At 62.1% G+C, this 15795-nt stretch carries 13 protein-coding genes; 2 read left to right on the top strand and 11 right to left on the bottom strand.

Annotated elements, in window-relative coordinates; genetic code table 11:
- Positions 1-42: 42 nt before the first annotated feature.
- On the top strand, positions 43-2181 hold the full coding sequence (locus HPQ62_RS04720; RefSeq protein ID WP_174801310.1) for a TonB-dependent siderophore receptor: 2139 nt from the start codon (positions 43-45) through the stop codon (positions 2179-2181).
- Positions 2182-2221: 40 nt separating this feature from the next.
- Here HPQ62_RS04720 and HPQ62_RS04715 read toward each other — a convergent pair whose 3' ends face one another.
- Positions 2222-3121, bottom strand: a complete 900-nt coding sequence (locus tag HPQ62_RS04715) for a helix-turn-helix domain-containing protein (protein ID WP_206678043.1) — start codon at positions 3119-3121, stop codon at positions 2222-2224.
- 601 nt (positions 3122-3722) lie between these two features.
- On the opposite strand from HPQ62_RS04715, the gene HPQ62_RS04710 reads away from it, so the two are divergent.
- The gene (locus tag HPQ62_RS04710) at positions 3723-4760 is read left to right on the top strand and encodes an NAD(P)-dependent alcohol dehydrogenase (protein ID WP_174801308.1); all 1038 of its coding nucleotides are present in this window, start codon (positions 3723-3725) and stop codon (positions 4758-4760) included.
- Between the two features lie 101 nt (positions 4761-4861).
- On the opposite strand, the gene HPQ62_RS04705 is transcribed toward HPQ62_RS04710, so the two are convergent.
- From HPQ62_RS04705 to HPQ62_RS04660, 10 genes are all read right to left on the bottom strand, one after another.
- The gene (locus HPQ62_RS04705; protein WP_174801307.1) at positions 4862-5890 is read right to left on the bottom strand and encodes a LacI family DNA-binding transcriptional regulator; all 1029 of its coding nucleotides are present in this window, start codon (positions 5888-5890) and stop codon (positions 4862-4864) included.
- Between the two features lie 7 nt (positions 5891-5897).
- Positions 5898-6497 (bottom strand): dual specificity protein phosphatase family protein, encoded by a 600-nt coding sequence (locus HPQ62_RS04700; protein WP_174801306.1) that lies wholly within the window; start codon positions 6495-6497, stop codon positions 5898-5900.
- Between the two features lie 2 nt (positions 6498-6499).
- The gene (locus HPQ62_RS04695) at positions 6500-7525 is read right to left on the bottom strand and encodes an MBL fold metallo-hydrolase (RefSeq protein WP_174801305.1); all 1026 of its coding nucleotides are present in this window, start codon (positions 7523-7525) and stop codon (positions 6500-6502) included.
- A complete protein-coding gene (locus tag HPQ62_RS04690; protein WP_244629543.1) occupies positions 7513-9255 on the bottom strand; it encodes an ABC transporter permease in 1743 nt (580 codons plus the stop codon). Before HPQ62_RS04690 ends, HPQ62_RS04695 begins: the two co-directional genes overlap by 13 nt.
- A 5-nt stretch (positions 9256-9260) precedes the next feature.
- Positions 9261-10235 (bottom strand): ABC transporter substrate-binding protein, encoded by a 975-nt coding sequence (locus HPQ62_RS04685; protein WP_244629542.1) that lies wholly within the window; start codon positions 10233-10235, stop codon positions 9261-9263.
- 24 nt (positions 10236-10259) lie between these two features.
- On the bottom strand, positions 10260-11342 hold the full coding sequence (locus tag HPQ62_RS04680) for an ABC transporter ATP-binding protein (protein WP_174801304.1): 1083 nt from the start codon (positions 11340-11342) through the stop codon (positions 10260-10262).
- Between the two features lie 120 nt (positions 11343-11462).
- The gene (locus tag HPQ62_RS04675) at positions 11463-12593 is read right to left on the bottom strand and encodes a hypothetical protein (protein ID WP_174801303.1); all 1131 of its coding nucleotides are present in this window, start codon (positions 12591-12593) and stop codon (positions 11463-11465) included.
- A 217-nt stretch (positions 12594-12810) separates the two neighbouring features.
- Positions 12811-13818, bottom strand: coding sequence for a glycosyltransferase family 4 protein (locus tag HPQ62_RS04670; RefSeq protein ID WP_174801302.1), 1008 nt, complete (start codon positions 13816-13818; stop codon positions 12811-12813).
- Between the two features lie 18 nt (positions 13819-13836).
- Positions 13837-14832, bottom strand: a complete 996-nt coding sequence (locus tag HPQ62_RS04665; protein ID WP_174801301.1) for a glycosyltransferase family 2 protein — start codon at positions 14830-14832, stop codon at positions 13837-13839.
- Between the two features lie 22 nt (positions 14833-14854).
- Entirely contained in the window at positions 14855-15793 is a 939-nt protein-coding gene (locus HPQ62_RS04660) for a glycosyltransferase family 2 protein (protein WP_174801300.1), read from the bottom strand.
- Positions 15794-15795: the final 2 nt, after the last annotated feature.

The following is a 15795-nucleotide window of genomic DNA, read 5'->3' as shown; positions in this document are numbered from 1 at the left end:
AAAGGCTGTCAATCTGCGGGACGCGATTTCTGGAAACTGGACATGAATTTTTCAATACGCAATCAGGCCGGCCGGGGTTCCCTGAAGGGCTACAGGCTTGCTCTTCTTCTCGGCTGCACGGCGCTTGTCGCCATTCCTCTGCCTCTTTCGGCCCAGGAACAGACGGATAGCCAGGATGGCGAAAGCGTCGGTGTCACCGTTCTCGAGCCGGTCGTCGTCTCGGTTGATGGCTATGGCGCAAGCGATGAAAGCTCGATCGTTTCCTTCGGCAATACCGGCGGCGGGAAGCTCGCGACTGATTTCCTCGATACCGCAGCGTCCGTATCCGTCATTACTTCCAAGGAAATCCAGTTCCGCGATGCCCAGACCGTCGAGCAGGTGCTGGATTACACCTCGGGCGTGACCACGGACTTCTACGGTTCCGACGACCGCTTCGACTACTACAAGATCCGTGGCTTCGACGCTTACAGCTATCGCGACGGCCTTCCGCTCGGAGACCCCTTCGGGGGCATCCGCGAGGAGCCTTACGCTTTCGAGCGTGTGGAAGTCCTCAAGGGGGCTGATTCGACGATCTTCGGCGTTTCGGACCCGGGCGGGACCGTGAATTTCGTCTCGAAGAAACCGCGCAGCGAGCGGTTTGGCGAAGCCTATATCACCGGCGGTTCCTTCGATCACGCCGAGGTCGGCTTCGATTTCGGCGACAATATCACAGAAGATGACACGCTCTCCTACCGCCTGACGGGGAAATTCCAGAACGCGGATGCGGAATACGATTATTCCAATGATGACGAGAGCTTCATCATGGGCGGCCTCACCTGGCGCATCGACGACGCTACCGAGATGACGTTGATCTACGACTATCTCGACCTCGACGGCACGCCCGGCAGCGGTGGTTACCCGATCGGCTCGGACTTCAGCCGCAGCACATTTCTTGGCGAACCCGACTACAACTACAACGATGTGACCCGCAATACCGTCACGTGGATGTTCGATCACGACTTCGGTTCGGGGCTCATCTTCAGCTCGCGGACGCGCTATTCGAGCAGCGAAACCGGCTTTGGCTATGCCTATGTCTACGAGCCGGTCAGCAACGGCGACACCATCGCCGACCGCTACTATTTCGGCAATGCCCAGTCCTATGACGATTTCGTCATCGATGCGCATTTCGAGTACGATACGTCCTTCGCCAATGTCGACAGCCGGACGCTGGCGGGGATGCAGTACGAGACCTATTCCGGCACCAATGTCAGCTACTATGACGTTGCACCGGGCATAGACTGGACCAATCCGGTTCGCTCGGGCGGGCCCAACTACGCGGGCCCCTACGCCAGCACCAAGAACGACCAGATCACGACCTCGGCCTACGTGCTGGAAGAGCTGACCTTCTCCGAAAAGCTGATTGCCTCCGTCGGCCTGCGCAACGACTGGCTTAATCTCGAGCAGCTCAACCAGCTCTCCGGGACCAACACAACGGGCGACTACAGCGAGTTCACCGGGCGCGCTGGGCTGACCTACAAGATCACCGACGAAGTCTCGACCTATGCGAGCTATGCCCAGTCGGTGGCGCCGCCCACGCTCGGAATCGAGCCGGAACGCGGCGAGCAGTACGAAGTCGGCTTGAAATACGCGCCGCTCGCCTTTCCGGCCCTGTTCAGCGTCTCGCTCTACGACCTGTCGAAAACCAATATCACGGTCACCAATCCTGCGACCAGCCTGCAGGAATCGATCGGCGAGGCGCGGGTGCGCGGTATCGATCTCGAGGCCAAGGCCGAACTGCCGCACAATTTCAGCATGACGGCAGCCTATTCCTACATGATGTCGGAGATTGTGGAAAACGGCACACGGGGCAATGTCGGCAACCAGCTCGGTTTCGTGCCCAACAATGTCGCCTCGCTGTGGGTGGATTACACGCTGGAAGGCGAGGGCCGGCGCGGCGACATGACCTTCGGTCTCGGCGCACATTACCAGAGCGCCTATTATTTCGGAGAGGACAATCTCGTGAAGTCCGACCCGAACATCACGTTCGATGCGGCCTTCTCCTACGATGTCGCCGAACACACGACGCTGCAGGTCAACGCCACCAATCTCTTCAACGAGAAATACGTCGCCTATGGCGGCTACGGCGCCGACTGGTACAATCCGGGCCGAGCCGTTTATGTGACGCTGCGCCAGACCTGGTGAGACGGATCAAGGGCTGGCCCGCATCGTTGCGGGCCTTCCTTCACCCGCCCGTAGAGAGCGCCTTGCGCCAGGCAGCCGGTGTTTCACCGGTGATCTGGCGGAACACGCGGGTAAGATGCGCCTGATCGGAAAAGCCGAGCTGTGCCGCGACATCGGCAACGCTGGTTGCGCTTTCCCCGAGCAGGCCCTTGGCGCGTTCCACGCGCCGTGCAAGCTGCCATTGCAGCGGCGTCTTTCCCGTGGTCTGGCGGAAGGCTTCGGAAAACCAGCTCTCGGAAAGGCCGACGGCCTCTGCCATCTCGCCAACCGTCATGCGCCCGTCGGGCGATGCGTCGAAGCGCTGCAGCAGGCGGTTCATCTGCGCCTGCGTGATCCGGCCGTTGGACGTGCGTTTGCCGGTTTCGGCGGGAATGTCGAGCAGGGCGGTTGCAAGGCTGCCGACAAGGTTCTCGGCAAAGAGCGGATGATGCGCGGGATTGGCCAATTCATCGACGATCATGCCGGCAAGCGTGCCGATCGGGCCGACATCGTCGATTTCCGCCGGACGGCGCAGGATGGCACGTGCCGCGGAACTGCCGGTCGATGGCGCAAGGAAGCGCATCAGCCGGTCCTCATGCAGGTGGAGGTCGAGATGGGAGAAGCGATGACGGGCGGTGAACTGCGTCCACATCGGAACGCCCGCCGGCACGTAAATTGCCCGCGTCAGCGGCCGTTCATGGCCGGAAAACACGCCACCACGGTTCGACACGCGAATGCAATCTGCGACATCGTTGAAGAAGACGACGATCCGGGGGTCGGGAGAGAGATAATAGGCGTTTGCGCCCTGATCGCCTTCCGCCTCCCAGTAGACGCCGACAAGGCCGTCAAGGCCTCGCCACTGCACGGGCAAGACCGGCCGGATGCCATTTGTGTGGCACAACATGGAATGCCGATAGGTCAAGACAGGATACCGTTTTCAAATATTGGCTCACGCACGACTGCTTCGGCAACATGACGATGCCTTCAGCGGTGACGCCGGTGCGGTCAGCCAAAGCCGTATAACCTGACCATAAATATCATATTTTCTGCATGTGCAAGTTCGCATGTGCAAGCCTGCGTTTCCGAACGCACAAGTTCTATTGTGCCTCCGAACCTGATGTGCCTGCGAGGCAGCTATCGACAAAACCGGCCGAAGAACTTAGATAATGCCGCAGCGTGGTGAGGGAGCATCATGTCGCTTTCTGCGTCGCCGGCCTTGACGTGCTGTGTTGAACTGTCTGAATGGTTTGCCGCCCACAAGGGCCGATTATCGGAAGCTGATGCTGGCGGATGAGCTGGCATTTGTGCCTGTGGTCCTGCGAAAGCAGACAGCATGCGGGGGTTGGGAGGCTCTCAATGCAGAAGTCTCGAATTCCTTGTCTTTCCGCTGTAGCGCTTGGCGCTCTTCCCGTTGCCAGCGTGGTGATCTCAATCCCGCTGCCACGCTTCTTTTCCGTTCGCTCCGGCATGCTCTAACGCGCCTTCGAGCGTCAGGCCTCTGAATTTCATAAGGACACACAAACATGGAAGCTCTGGTTCTCGAACAGAAAGGCGTCCTGAAGATCCGCGATATCGATCTGCCACTTGCGGTCGGTCCGGATGACGTCAAGATCAAGATCCACACGGTTGGCGTTTGCGGCAGCGACGTCCATTATTATACCCACGGCGCCATCGGCCCCTTCGTGCTGCGTGAACCGATGGTTCTCGGCCATGAAGCCGCGGGCATCGTCGTCGAGGTCGGCGCCAATGTGAAGGACTTCGCCGTCGGAGACAGGGTCTGCATGGAGCCCGGCGTGCCGGATCTTGGCTCCCGTGCGTCGAAGCTTGGCATCTACAATGTCGACCCCGCCGTCCGCTTCTGGGCAACGCCGCCGATCCACGGTGTGCTGGCGCCCTATGTCGTGCATCCCGCGGCATTCACATACAAGCTGCCGGAGCGCGTCTCGTTCTCGGAAGGCGCGATGGTCGAGCCGTTCGCGATCGGCATGCAGGCGGCCTCGCGCGCCCGGATCGCGCCTGGGGATGTCGCGGTCGTGGTCGGCTGCGGCACGATCGGGATCATGGTCGCGCTCGCCGCGCTTGCCGGCGGCTGCTCCAAGGTGTTCATCTCTGATTTTTCGGCCCCCAAGCTTGCAATCGCGGGGCAATATCCGGGCATCATTCCGGTCAATGCCGGCGAGGAGGACTTTGCAGAGGTCGTCCTGCGGGAGACCGGCAACTGGGGCGCGGATGTCGTGTTCGAGGCGAGCGGCAGTGGCAAGGCGTTTGAAACGCTCTTCGATCTCGTTCGGCCCGGAGGCGCCGTGGTGCTTGTCGGCCTTCCGGTTGCACCGGTGAAATTTGACGTGTCAAGCGCCATTGCCAAGGAGGCGCGGATCGAGACGGTGTTCCGCTATGCCAATATTTTCGATCGGGCACTCAACCTGATCGCGTCCGGAAAGGTCGACCTCAAGCCACTGGTGGCCGAGACTTTCCCGTTCAGAGACAGCATCGCCGCCTTCGAACGCGCCGCATCTGCCAGGCCGTCGGACATCAAGCTGCAGATCGTCATGGAAGACTGATGACTTTCTATGGCGTCTGTCGAATGGCGCGAAGTGGGTTGGCAGCCGGTTCCTCACGCGCGCATTTTCGGGTGCGATGGTGGTTGCCGCGCCCGTGACGGTCATGGCCGCATCGGGCAGTCCCCTGCAGCTGCCGCGCGTACCGATGTCCGCTCGACAAGGCTTACGGGGATGAAGTGGTGGGAGGAGGGGGCATTCGCCGGTCCCATGACGGCTTTCAGCGTGGCGCGCGTGAGCGAGGACAGCGACTGGCTGATGGTGGTGAGCTGGTGCGACGACCAGTTGGAAATGGGCGCGTCGTCAAAGCCGATCACCGAGACATCGCCGGGAACGGAGAGGCCGAGCGCGTGACGCGCCGTGTTCATCACGCCGAGCGCGATCTCGTCCGTCACCCCGAAGATCCCGTCAATGCTTCCCTCGGAAAGCAATCCGTGGGCGGCTTCGATGCCGGTTTCGTAATTGTTGCGTCCACGGCTCCATTCCGTGACGGGAATGCGATGCCGCTCCATGACGTCGATGAAGGCTTCGGCGCGTGCAAGCTTGGCGGAGGTTCGGGATTCCGACAGGACGACCGCGACATTCTTGCAGCCGGCGGCAATCAGCCTCTGCGCGGCAAGCGCCCCGCCGGCGGCCGAATCCGCCTCGACCAGATCGACAAGCCCGATCTTTTCCGGCAGCGGCCGGTTGATGAGTACGAGACGCGTGCCGTTTGCGGCGGCAAGCCGCATCATCGCGTCCGGAACGGCGCCCGACAGCAGGACGACGGTGCGCACCCTGTAATCGAGCAGCTTTGCAACCGCGTTTTCCATGTCATTTTGCGCAACCGCCAGATTGAGCAGCATGCATTGCAGCCCTTGTGCCTGGAGCGCTGCGGTCAGCGCATCGACCTGGGCGGAAATATAGGGATTGGAGAGGTTCGCCCCGACAAGGCCGACGAGATCCGAGCGGTCCTTGTGCAGCGTGCGGGCGAGAAGGTTGACCCGGTAGCCGAGCTCTTCGGCTGCCTTCATCACCCGGTCGCGGGTTTTGGGCGCGACGCTTGCGCCTTCGGTGAAGGTGCGGGAGACTGCGGAGCGGGAGACGCCGGCGAGACGGGCGACATCGCCAGCGGAGATGAATTTTTCAGACATGACTTGCCTATGCCGCGTGTTCATTGCCCAGCAGATTGCGTGACCTGACCTCTTGCGCAAGCGCAAGCATGGGTGGCAGCGGGTAGTTGTCTTCGAGCCCGCGGAGGTCTCGAAGATGGGCAAGCGCATCATCGAAGCTTGAAAACCGATCATGGACAAAGCGGGAAAGCCAGAGCGCGATCAAGGTGACCGATCGCGAACGCCCGCCGCGGCAGTGGACCAGAATGTGGCCCTTGCGATGCTTGGGGTAATGCGGCTTTGCGGGCACATAGCCGCGCATCAGGCCTTCCACGGTATAGACGGCCGCTGCCATGAGATGCGGATCATTGCCGGCGCCGTCGATCATGCCGATCTGGTAGCGGCGGATATGGGTGCCGTCTGCAAGCTCGAGCGGTCCGGGGAACATGTTGATGGAAACGTTGAGCGTTTCCGTGATCCCGGCTTCGAAAAGGCAATCGGGATCTTCGGCGGCCGCAAGATTGCCGAGAAAGAGCGTTTTCTCGTATGGGCCGACATTTTCAATGACCGGAAACAACAGCGGACGGTCATCCTCGCGCGCTTCGCTTACGGGCACATGATCGGGAACTCCGAGGCGTTTTTCTGTCATGGTCAAATCTCCGTCTCCGGTTCCAGTCTTAGCCGTGCGCCGAGGTCGCGGGCAAGCGCGGGGGCGGCGGCCATGTCGACAAAGGCCGGCAGGACCTGTCGCGCGCCGCAGTGATCGGCGAGCGCAATGACATCGCCCCTGCGCGGGTGGACGTTCCAGGCAAGCCACACGGCCTCGCTGCGATCGATCAGGCGGCGCGCTGGCGTTCCGTTCGGGACATGGCTCGAAAACACGAAACGAAATCCCCCGCGTGCCAGAAGCGCCGCCGAGAGCCCGGCTTCGGCATTGGCTTCGGTCGCGACGATCACCTGCCGGGGCGTAGCGCTTTCGCCATCCACCACGGAAAACGACCGGCCGGTCGCCGCATCGATTTCTTCACCGACATCGGCGCTGACATGCACCTGGTGGCCGCGGGCGGCGAGGGCGAGTGCCATGTCCGTTCCGCGTCCGGCGGAAGGACAGCAGAGCACGGCACCACCCTCGGCATAAGCGGACATGGCCGCGATCTGGTCTTCGAGAGCCTGCGCGCGGTCGCCATAGGAAGCATCGACGACGAGGGTCGATGCAGGCGGCGGATAGTCGAACGGCATCCCGCGTGATTCCAGACTGATGTCGCCGGTATAGATGAAGTTGCCCGAAGGCGTTTGCATATGAAACCAGACGCCGCCCGGCGCATGGCCGCAGCGTCCGGTGGTCAGCGAAAGGCCGCAGGCTTCGAACGAACCCTGTTCGGGAATGATTTCCGCTGCGCTTGGCGCATGCTCGCCTTTCAGAAAGCCAAGCGTTCGCCCGGTTGCGAAGACGCACGGGTTCCCGATGTCGTCGAGGTGGTCAAGCGAGCCCGCATGGTCGCGATGGGCATGGCTGAGAAAGACCGCATCCACAGTCCCGATCGCGCCAATGTCGGGGTGTTCGTCCTTGTCGAGGCCGTCGCCGAAATCGAACAAGACGCGCTTTCCTTCCGCCTCGACCAGAAAGATCGCGGCACTCTTGCGGTTGAGCCCGCTGATCACCTTCAGTCGTGCCAAGGCAGAACTCCCTGTGGAAGCCTTTTGGCAAAGGTGAGGCTGAGTAGCATCAGCGCGAGGATGACGACGACCATCAGGCAGCCGACGGCGGCGGCAAGCGTCGATGATCCGGCCTCCTCCAGAAAGATGATCATCGGGCCGATGGTCTGGGCGCGCGAGGAAACGAGCAGGACGGAGGTCTGGATCTCGTTGATCGCTGTCATGAACACCAGGATTGCGGATGCCGCCGCCGCAGGGGCCAACACTGGCAGCACGATATCCTTCAGCCTGCGGAATATCCCGGCCCCCACCACCTGCGCGGCTTCATCGAGCGACCGTTCGACCTGCGCGAAGCCGCCAAGGATCGGCTGCAGCGAAAGCGCCAGAAAATTCGAGAGATAGGCGGCAAGGATCACCCAGACCGTGCCGTAGAGGCTGGCGCCCACGATCGGCAGGGGCTTCAGGAAGAACAGGATCATCGCCACGCCGATGATGATACCGGGGAGCGCGTAGGCGAGTTGGGAGGAAAGGTAGAGCAGGCGCGGCGTCACGCCCTTCCGCCAGCTCAGGAAATAGCCGAGCGCGACGGAGACCGGAATGAGGATCGCGACCGAGAGCCCCGTGAGCCACAGGCTGGTGAAGAAGGCGTTGCGGATGCCTTCGTGATGGAGGATGGCGTTGGCGAAATTCTCTAAGGTCAGCGTGTCGATAGTGAGCGGCTGACCGTATCCGCGCACAAGGGCGGAGCCGGCTAGTGCCGAAAGGGGCAGCGCCAGGGCAACCAGAAGGTAACCCCATGCAAGCCCGGTCACGGGCAGACGGAACCGGCCGAGCGGGAATTTGAAGGGCCTCGAGGCGCCATCGACGCGCTGGTCGCCCATCCGGCTCAGGAAGCTGGCAACGCCCATGCCGAAAATCGTCAGAGCAGCCAGCAGCAAAGCGAGGAGCGCCATGTCATTGAGCGCCGAGGGGCCGTAGGAATTGAGCTGCCGGTAGATCAGCGTGATCAGCGTCGGCACGCGGGCGGGAATCCCGAGCATGGCCTGAATGCCGAAATTGCCGATCGACGACACGAAGGCGAGCGCTGCTCCGGCGAAAATGCCGCCGCGGATCAATGGCAGAATCACGCCGATCGTGGCTTTGAGCGGCGAGGCGCCCACGGCGCGGGCGGCCTCCACCAGATCGGCGGGCACGCGGCGCAGATTGGCCCGCACCGCCAGAAACACCAGAGGCGCGTTATAAAGGCCAAGCAGAACGACGATCCCGCCTGCAGAATAGAGCGGATGGCGCATGCCGGGCGGAAAGCTGATGCCGAGAAGGTTCATCACCGGGCTTGCCGGCGAGAAAGCCTGGATCCAGGCAAGCGCGATGACCTGCGGCGGGATCATCAAAGGAAGGACGAAGCCGAATACCCAAGCAGTGCGGCCGCGCATGTCGCTTGCACCGACGAGAAGGGCGGCGACCGTACCGGCGGCGGTGGCAATGGCCGTGGCCGACAGCGAAATCCAGATCGTGTTGACCGTCGCCTCGAATACGCGGCGGCCGCCCAGCACATCGGCGATACGGCCAATTTCAAAGCCGGTGCCGGTCACGAAGGCTGCGTAGATCAGCCGTCCAAGCGGCAGAACCGACAGGATGCCGACGAACGCCGCAAGCGCCAGCATCAGCGCGCGCTCTTTCTTCAGGAGCCCGGACAGGGTGGAGAGCGTCCACGTAGGACGCTCTCCGGTTGCTGTGGTCGACAGGGACATCGCGATTACAGGCCGAAGATCTCGGCGAATTTCGCGCGGACCTGTTCGTCGGTCTTGACGGCCTCGTCGACATCATAGCCGATCAGCGTCATCGAGGAGAGTTCCGGATAGCCTTCCGGTGCGGCCACGCCCGGCATCAGCGGGATGTTGCCCTGCTTGGACACCAGTTCCTGGCCCTGTTCGGAGAGCAGGAAATCCACGAACTTCTTGGCCGCTTCCTCGTGCTTGGTCGTGCTCATGATGGCGACCGGCTCACCGATGAAGGAAACGCCATCCTTCGGGGCGATATAGTCGACGGGGGAACCGTCGGCCTTGGCGCGCAGCGTGTTGGCATCGACCAGGATGGCGTATTTCGCCATGCCGGAGGCAACGGCCTTGGTCGCCGGTCCGTTACCGCCCTCGGGCACGATGTCGAGATCGTTCAGACCCTCGTAGAACGACCAGCCGATCTCCGGCGCATTGATGAGCGCGTGAAGGTGGTTCAGCGCGGCGCCAGAATAAAGCGGGCTCGGCACGGCGATCATGCCGCGATTGTCTTCGACCAGAAGATCGTTCCAGCTTTCGACCGGCTCGGCGATATCGGTGTTGTAGGCAATGCCCGTGGTGATCGCCTTGGTGCCGAAATAGGTCATGTCCTTGTCGTAGGCGGCCTGGTCGTAGCCGTCGACCGGAGCGTCCGGATAGGCCATCAGATGGCCTTCGGCCTTGAGCGTGCCGAGGTTGATCGGGTCTGCGACCAGAAGGACGTCGGGCTGGATGTTGCCGGCTTCGATTTCGGCACGCATCACGTTCATCAGTGCCGAGGTGCCGTTGCGGGTCCAGTTGACCTTGATGTCAGGATTGGCGGCTTCGAAGGCGTCGACCGTTTCCTGGGCCTGTTCCGGCGCCTGGCTGGTGTAGAGCGTGATGGTTTCCTCAGCGTGGGCAGCCGAAAAGGCAAGTGCGCTGACCGTCGCAAGGGCAAGCATGGAGAGTTTCATCGGGGATTTCCTCGATTGTTTGGCTCAGTGGGAGAGTTCTGCTGCTTTCAGGTCCGGAAGGACCCAGCCGTCTGCAAGCGTGACGGCTACGCGCTGCCCGGCTTCAATGCGGGCCGGGGCAGGGACGTTCATGAAAAGGGTTTTTTCTTCCGGGCCGGCGGCAAGCTCGACCCGCAGGATATCGCCGCGATAGGTGATGCGGCGGATGGTGGCGGAAACGCCGCCGGTGTCCGTCAGACGGAGGTCGACGGGGTGAAAGGCGACCCGCGCCGCGCCGCTTGGCAGGGCCGAGGGGCGGTTTCGCACCCGCACGCGTTCTCCGAAGAAGCGCGCGAAACCATAGCCGCTTCGATCAGGCTGGAAATCCTCGATCGGCGCGATCTGTCCCTCGCCGATAAAGCTTGCCACCATCTCGTTGGCGGGCTGGCTGTAGAGTTCGGAAGGGCTTGCGAACTGGCTGATCGTCCCCCTGTCCATCACCGCGACGCGGTCGGCGAGCGCCAGCGCTTCGGACTGGTCGTGGGTGATGTAGAACATGGTGGCGCCGGAGCGGGCGTGGAAGCGGGCGAATTCCTCTTCCATCTCTCCGCGCAGATGCACGTCGAGATTGGCAAGCGGCTCATCGAGCAGCACAAGGCTTGCATCCATGGCAAGGCAGCGGGCGAGCGCGACGCGCTGCCTCTGCCCGCCGGAAAGGGCGGCCGGGCGGCGATCGGCAAATGCCGTCAGGCCGACTGTCTCCAGAACGCGGGCCGTGCGCGCCTCTCGCTCGGCGCGGCCGATCCCCTTGACCTTGAGGCCGAAGGCGACATTGCCCGAAACCGTCATGTGCGGCCACAGCGCGTAGCTTTGAAACACGACGCCGATACCGCGCTCTTCCGGGGGAAGGTGGCGCCCGTTTCCGGAAAGAAGCGTGTCGCCGACCCGGATCGCACCGCGATCGATCGGCTCGAACCCGGCCAGGGCCCGCAGCAGCGTGGTCTTGCCGCACCCCGACGGACCGAGGACCGCAACGAACTCGCCCGAACGGATCGAAAGCGAAATACCCTGCAATACGCTGGTCTTGCCGAAGGACTTCTCGACGTTCTCGATTTCGATCGCGCTCATGGGGTCTGTTCCGAGCTGTCGGCCGCAGTCGGAAGACCCTGCTGAGACCGGTGAGAGGCGTTTTGCAATGCTTTGCAATCTTCGACGCCATCAATGCACCGGTCGTGTGACAGTTCTGTTTCAGGCCCTTTTCGGTTTTGTGAAACTTAGGAAGTGCTGTTGGAAGCGCGCGCCCCTGATTTGTGAGGAGGGGTGCTGGCATGCCGGTCGCCTGGTGCGGATGAAGGCGGCGCCGAAAAGCGCCATCATAAAACCGAAGGCCAGACCCGCACCTGCAGCCCGCGCGATTTCAAAGGCCGGGAGCAGGTTCAGCACCAGGTTTCCGCCGCCATAGATGAAGAGGGATTGTTTGCCTGCACGCGCTAGCCCCGCTGTCAGATGCTTCAAATAGGGGGTGCGCTGCACGATCATCAGAAAGAGGCTGATGGCGCTGAACCCGAGGATGCCGACAGCGAAATAACCCGGGTGATTGGTCCAGCGGTGCGCGATAAAACGGCGACCGGCATCCATCACGCCGTTTGAGAGCTCGTGTGATAGAATAAGTGCGGCCAGCATTACCAGAATGGCGGGAAGGACCTTGCGTCGGCGCGCGGTCATCACCTCTCCGAGGGCGAGACCGAAGGCGAGAAAGGTCATCGCGGGCAGAAGTGCCGGACCATAGCCCGTGCCGATACCGGTGAAGAAGGTAAGGACGTAGGGCACGGTTGCGTCCAGGCTGCCGGCAGCGATACCCTTCAGGCCCCAGCCGAGCGCGGCGAGCCCGAGAACAAGATAGGCGCCGTAGCGCACAAAAAGTGGCAGCAGCACCAGAACCACAGAAAATAGCAGAGCGTAGATCATCAGGATCTCGCTGAAGCGGCCCGGTCCGAGACCTGCAAGGGCGCGTGCGCCCTCGGCAAGGCCAAGATTTCCCGACACCATTGCGGCAAGGGTGATGACGGAAAACAGCGACAGACATTGCACCATGCGTACCGCAATCCGGCGCCTCGCCTGCGAAATCGGCGCGCCGGCGCGCAGTTTTGAAAGATAAGCGAGCTCGATCATCACGCCGAACACGATGATGAAGCTTGGCGTCGACAGCCGGGTGAGCGGGAGCAAGAGATGAAAGTCGGGTACGAACTGCACTTTCACATGGTCGACCATGGCGAGCAGGACAGCCAGACCTCGGACAGCATCGAAAACGATGTAGCGCTGTGATGGTGGAACATGGGTCATAGGCTCACCGCCGGTTCGAACAATTTCAAGGGTCATTCTGCTTTCTGTCGCGTGCCATCGCTCTCCGTTGAGTACATCGCCACGATCGTTCGTATGACGCGGCCTTGCAGCTTTGGCCGTATCTGCTGCTCTTGCACTTTCTGGCCTCCTTGGCAGCTTTCGGGGAGGCGTGGGCATGCGGGCGAAGCCCGGATGAGAAAGGTGGGGCCCGCCGATCGAAACCGGCGAGCCCCGTTTGCGAGCGTGGATGGTTCTAGGCGGCCATCTGGTACCTGGGGGATTGGTCCTTCAGGTCACCGAGCAGTCGCAGCCAGCGTTCTGCGAATACCTGCTCAGCCTCCTTCGCTCGCTCTCTCAGGGACACGGCGCCCCGTCGAAACGTGTTGATCTCGAACGCCTGCAGAAAACGGGCCCAACCCTCCGGCGAATTGTCGCCGACGCCAAAGCCGCCGTTCCTGACATGGCCGGAAAGCCCGTCGGCAAGCGATGCGGCAACCGGCCGGCCGGCGGCCATGGCTTCAAGCGCCACGAGGCCGTAAGGTTCATAGCGCGATGGCATCGCGATCAGATCGCAGTCGGCCATCGCTGCAGCCGGACTTTTTGCAAAGCCGCAGAACTTGATGCGCGGATCGGTGCCGGCACGCGCTTTCAACTGCGCTTCCTCCGATCCTGAGCCGTAAAGCCGCAATTCAACATCCTGACGTCCGGAAAGGAGGAGCCCTTCGATCAGGATATCGAACCCTTTTTGACGGTCGAACCGGCCGAGCGCGCCGATGACGATCTTTTCCGTTGGGCGCCTGTCCTCCAGCGCGAAGAATTCATCGAGCCGCACGCAAGGCGAGACGACGGCAAGATGGTTGCGTGAGACGAACTTCCGGCCGAGCCACTCGCCCTGTTCGGCGCTGACGGCGACGATCTTGTCGAAAAGGGCATAGGCGGCCGACAGGAGCGTTTCGAACCGGTCGCGGTTTTCCACTTCGGCTGCCACGAAACGCTCGCAATAGCTGTGCTCCACATGGACCAGCGGCGTATTGGCATAGCGGGCGCGCAACGCCGTCATCAGCGGCATGTTCTTCCAGCAGACCGAGAGGTGGGAGACGATCTGCTCCGCATCGGCAAGGCGCGGGGGCGAAAGCTGGCCGCGCTTGACGCGCACGATCTCATGCGTGCCGGCCGTTTCTGCGAGCGCAGTGGTGAGATGATCGAGCATCCGGTTGATGCCGCCAAAACCGGCATCGTCGATGAGGTGATAGGTGGTCATGGTCTTCATCTTCCTTTGTCAGGCGTTGCTGTTGCCGAGCAGGCGGCTTTCGAGGTGGCCGTAGACGCCATCGCCCGCAAGCGCCATCAGCGCGGCTGCAGCAAGGGTCACGGTAGACTTCACCGGTTCTTCGAAGAACGGGCGCGGCGAGGCCTTCAGCGCGCGGAGCGCGAAGGACAGCGCCTTGCGACCCTGGCGCATCGAAACGCACCGGCGTGCGAGATAGCGCAACTGATAGGCTTCCGCGCGATTGCCGTGGCGGGCGACGAGGTCGGGCGCGATCCGGGCGATCTTGTCGCGCATCGCGCACCAGGTCTGGAACTGCCGTTCGACATTGGCCGAAAGCGCGCCGACATGGATGCGATAGAGCGTCAGGTGGCCGGGAATGCCCTCGATCTTCCAGTCCTGGGTCAGGATGAAGCGCAGCCAGCCCTCTATGTCGTCGGACTGCCGGAAGTTTTCGTCGAACCACCAGTCGCGCTCGGTTTCGCCTGCCGGACGATAGCCGAAACCCTTCAGCGCTTCTGCCCGCAGGACGGCGGCAGAGCCGTTGCCGATCGGATTGCGGCAGAACACATCTGCCGCGGTGATGTTTGAAAGCTTCGGAGTCTGATTGATGCCGACGGGCTCGCCCCTGCGGTCGATCAGGCTGGAGCCCGAAAAGCTGATGCCGACATCAAGGTTCTGCTCGAGGTGGCGGATATGAAGTTCTAGCTTTTCGGGGAGCCACAGATCGTCTGCATCGCAGAAGCCGATATATTTGCCCTTCGCAAGCGCAATGCCGGTGTTGTGCGCGCCCGCCAGTCCGCGGTTCGGTTGGCTGATCAGGCGGACGCGGGGGTCCGGGCAACGCTTGACGATTTCCGCGGTGCTGTCGCTCGAACCGTCATCGACGACGAGGATTTCAAGATCGGTAAAGCTCTGTTCCATCAGGGAAACAAGCGTTTCGCGGATGGTTGTCGCGGCGTTGTAGGCCGGTACGACGATGCTGGCGATGGGGTGCTGCCTGGTCATGATAACATCCTCCTGGTGGTGGTTAGTGGCATGCCGCAATGCGCCGGAAGACGCTGGGGCTCAGGGATTGAAGTGTGGCTGCGGCAAGTGTCAGGACACCGCGTGCCGGCTGTTTGAAGAAAGCGCGCGGGCTGAGCCGGAGCGCTTCCAGTGAAAGCTTGAGTGCCATGCCGCGCTTTGCCTCGAGCCTGAGCGCGCGGCGGGCGAGGTAGCGCAGATAGGTTGCCTCGGCCGCGTCGATTTGCTGTTCCGACAACGGAACGTCGAGAAACCGCGCTGTCGCAAGCGCCGTTTCGAAAGAGGCGCGCATTGCGAAAAGGTTCGATGACAGGCCGCGACGGCTCGTCCGGTAGAAGGTCAGGACGCGATCGATCCCCTGGATCCGCGCGCCGCCGGCTGCCAGACGCACCAGCCACTCGACATCCTCGCCGTGAACGATCTCTGCCTTCAGACCGCGGGACTTGAGGTAGGCGGCGCGGGTGACGACGATGTTCGACATCGTGCAGGTTTCGTTTTCGGCGATCAGGTCGGTGACTGTCAGCGGGCGTTTCGACACCGTCGAGAATGTCTCGACGTTTTCGGGGTTCTCGCTGAAGAATGCGACGCGACCATAGGCGACATCGAGAGCATCGGACCCGGCGAAACGTGCCTGCAGAATCTCAAGCCGGTTGACCGGCCAGATATCGTCGGCATCGAGAAAGGCAATCAGCGCGCCTTTGGCGAATTCGGACACCGCCCGGTTTCTGGCAACGCTCGGGCCGCTGTTTTCCTGCTGCACCACAGTGATGCGGGGTTCATTCCGGGCGATGGTCTTGACGACCGCGACGGTATCGTCTGTCGAACCGTCGTCGACGATGATGACTTCGAAGTCGCCGAAGGTCTGGTCGAGCACCGACGACAGCGTTCTGCGGATGGTGCTGGCTGCGTTGAAGCAGGGAATGATAACCGAGAAAGTGGGCATGA

Origin of the sequence: Martelella limonii, assembly GCF_013344475.1 — a bacterium.
Taxonomy (GTDB): Bacteria; Pseudomonadota; Alphaproteobacteria; order Rhizobiales; family Rhizobiaceae; genus Martelella; species Martelella limonii.
The sequence above is the reverse complement of the archived record's forward strand: the minus strand, read 5'-3'. Positions and strand labels throughout refer to the sequence as shown.

Coding starts and splice junctions, on each gene's coding strand:
- HPQ62_RS04720 (WP_174801310.1), top strand. CDS start 43: ATGAATTTTTCAATACGCAATCAGGCCGGCCGGGGTTCCCTGAAGGGC.
- HPQ62_RS04710 (WP_174801308.1), top strand. CDS start 3,723: ATGGAAGCTCTGGTTCTCGAACAGAAAGGCGTCCTGAAGATCCGCGAT.
- HPQ62_RS04705 (WP_174801307.1), bottom strand. CDS start 5,890: ATGTCTGAAAAATTCATCTCCGCTGGCGATGTCGCCCGTCTCGCCGGC.
- HPQ62_RS04700 (WP_174801306.1), bottom strand. CDS start 6,497: ATGACAGAAAAACGCCTCGGAGTTCCCGATCATGTGCCCGTAAGCGAA.
- HPQ62_RS04690 (WP_244629543.1), bottom strand. CDS start 9,255: ATGTCCCTGTCGACCACAGCAACCGGAGAGCGTCCTACGTGGACGCTC.
- HPQ62_RS04685 (WP_244629542.1), bottom strand. CDS start 10,235: ATGAAACTCTCCATGCTTGCCCTTGCGACGGTCAGCGCACTTGCCTTT.
- HPQ62_RS04680 (WP_174801304.1), bottom strand. CDS start 11,342: ATGAGCGCGATCGAAATCGAGAACGTCGAGAAGTCCTTCGGCAAGACC.
- HPQ62_RS04675 (WP_174801303.1), bottom strand. CDS start 12,593: ATGACCCTTGAAATTGTTCGAACCGGCGGTGAGCCTATGACCCATGTT.
- HPQ62_RS04670 (WP_174801302.1), bottom strand. CDS start 13,818: ATGACCACCTATCACCTCATCGACGATGCCGGTTTTGGCGGCATCAAC.
- HPQ62_RS04665 (WP_174801301.1), bottom strand. CDS start 14,832: ATGACCAGGCAGCACCCCATCGCCAGCATCGTCGTACCGGCCTACAAC.
- HPQ62_RS04660 (WP_174801300.1), bottom strand. CDS start 15,793: ATGCCCACTTTCTCGGTTATCATTCCCTGCTTCAACGCAGCCAGCACC.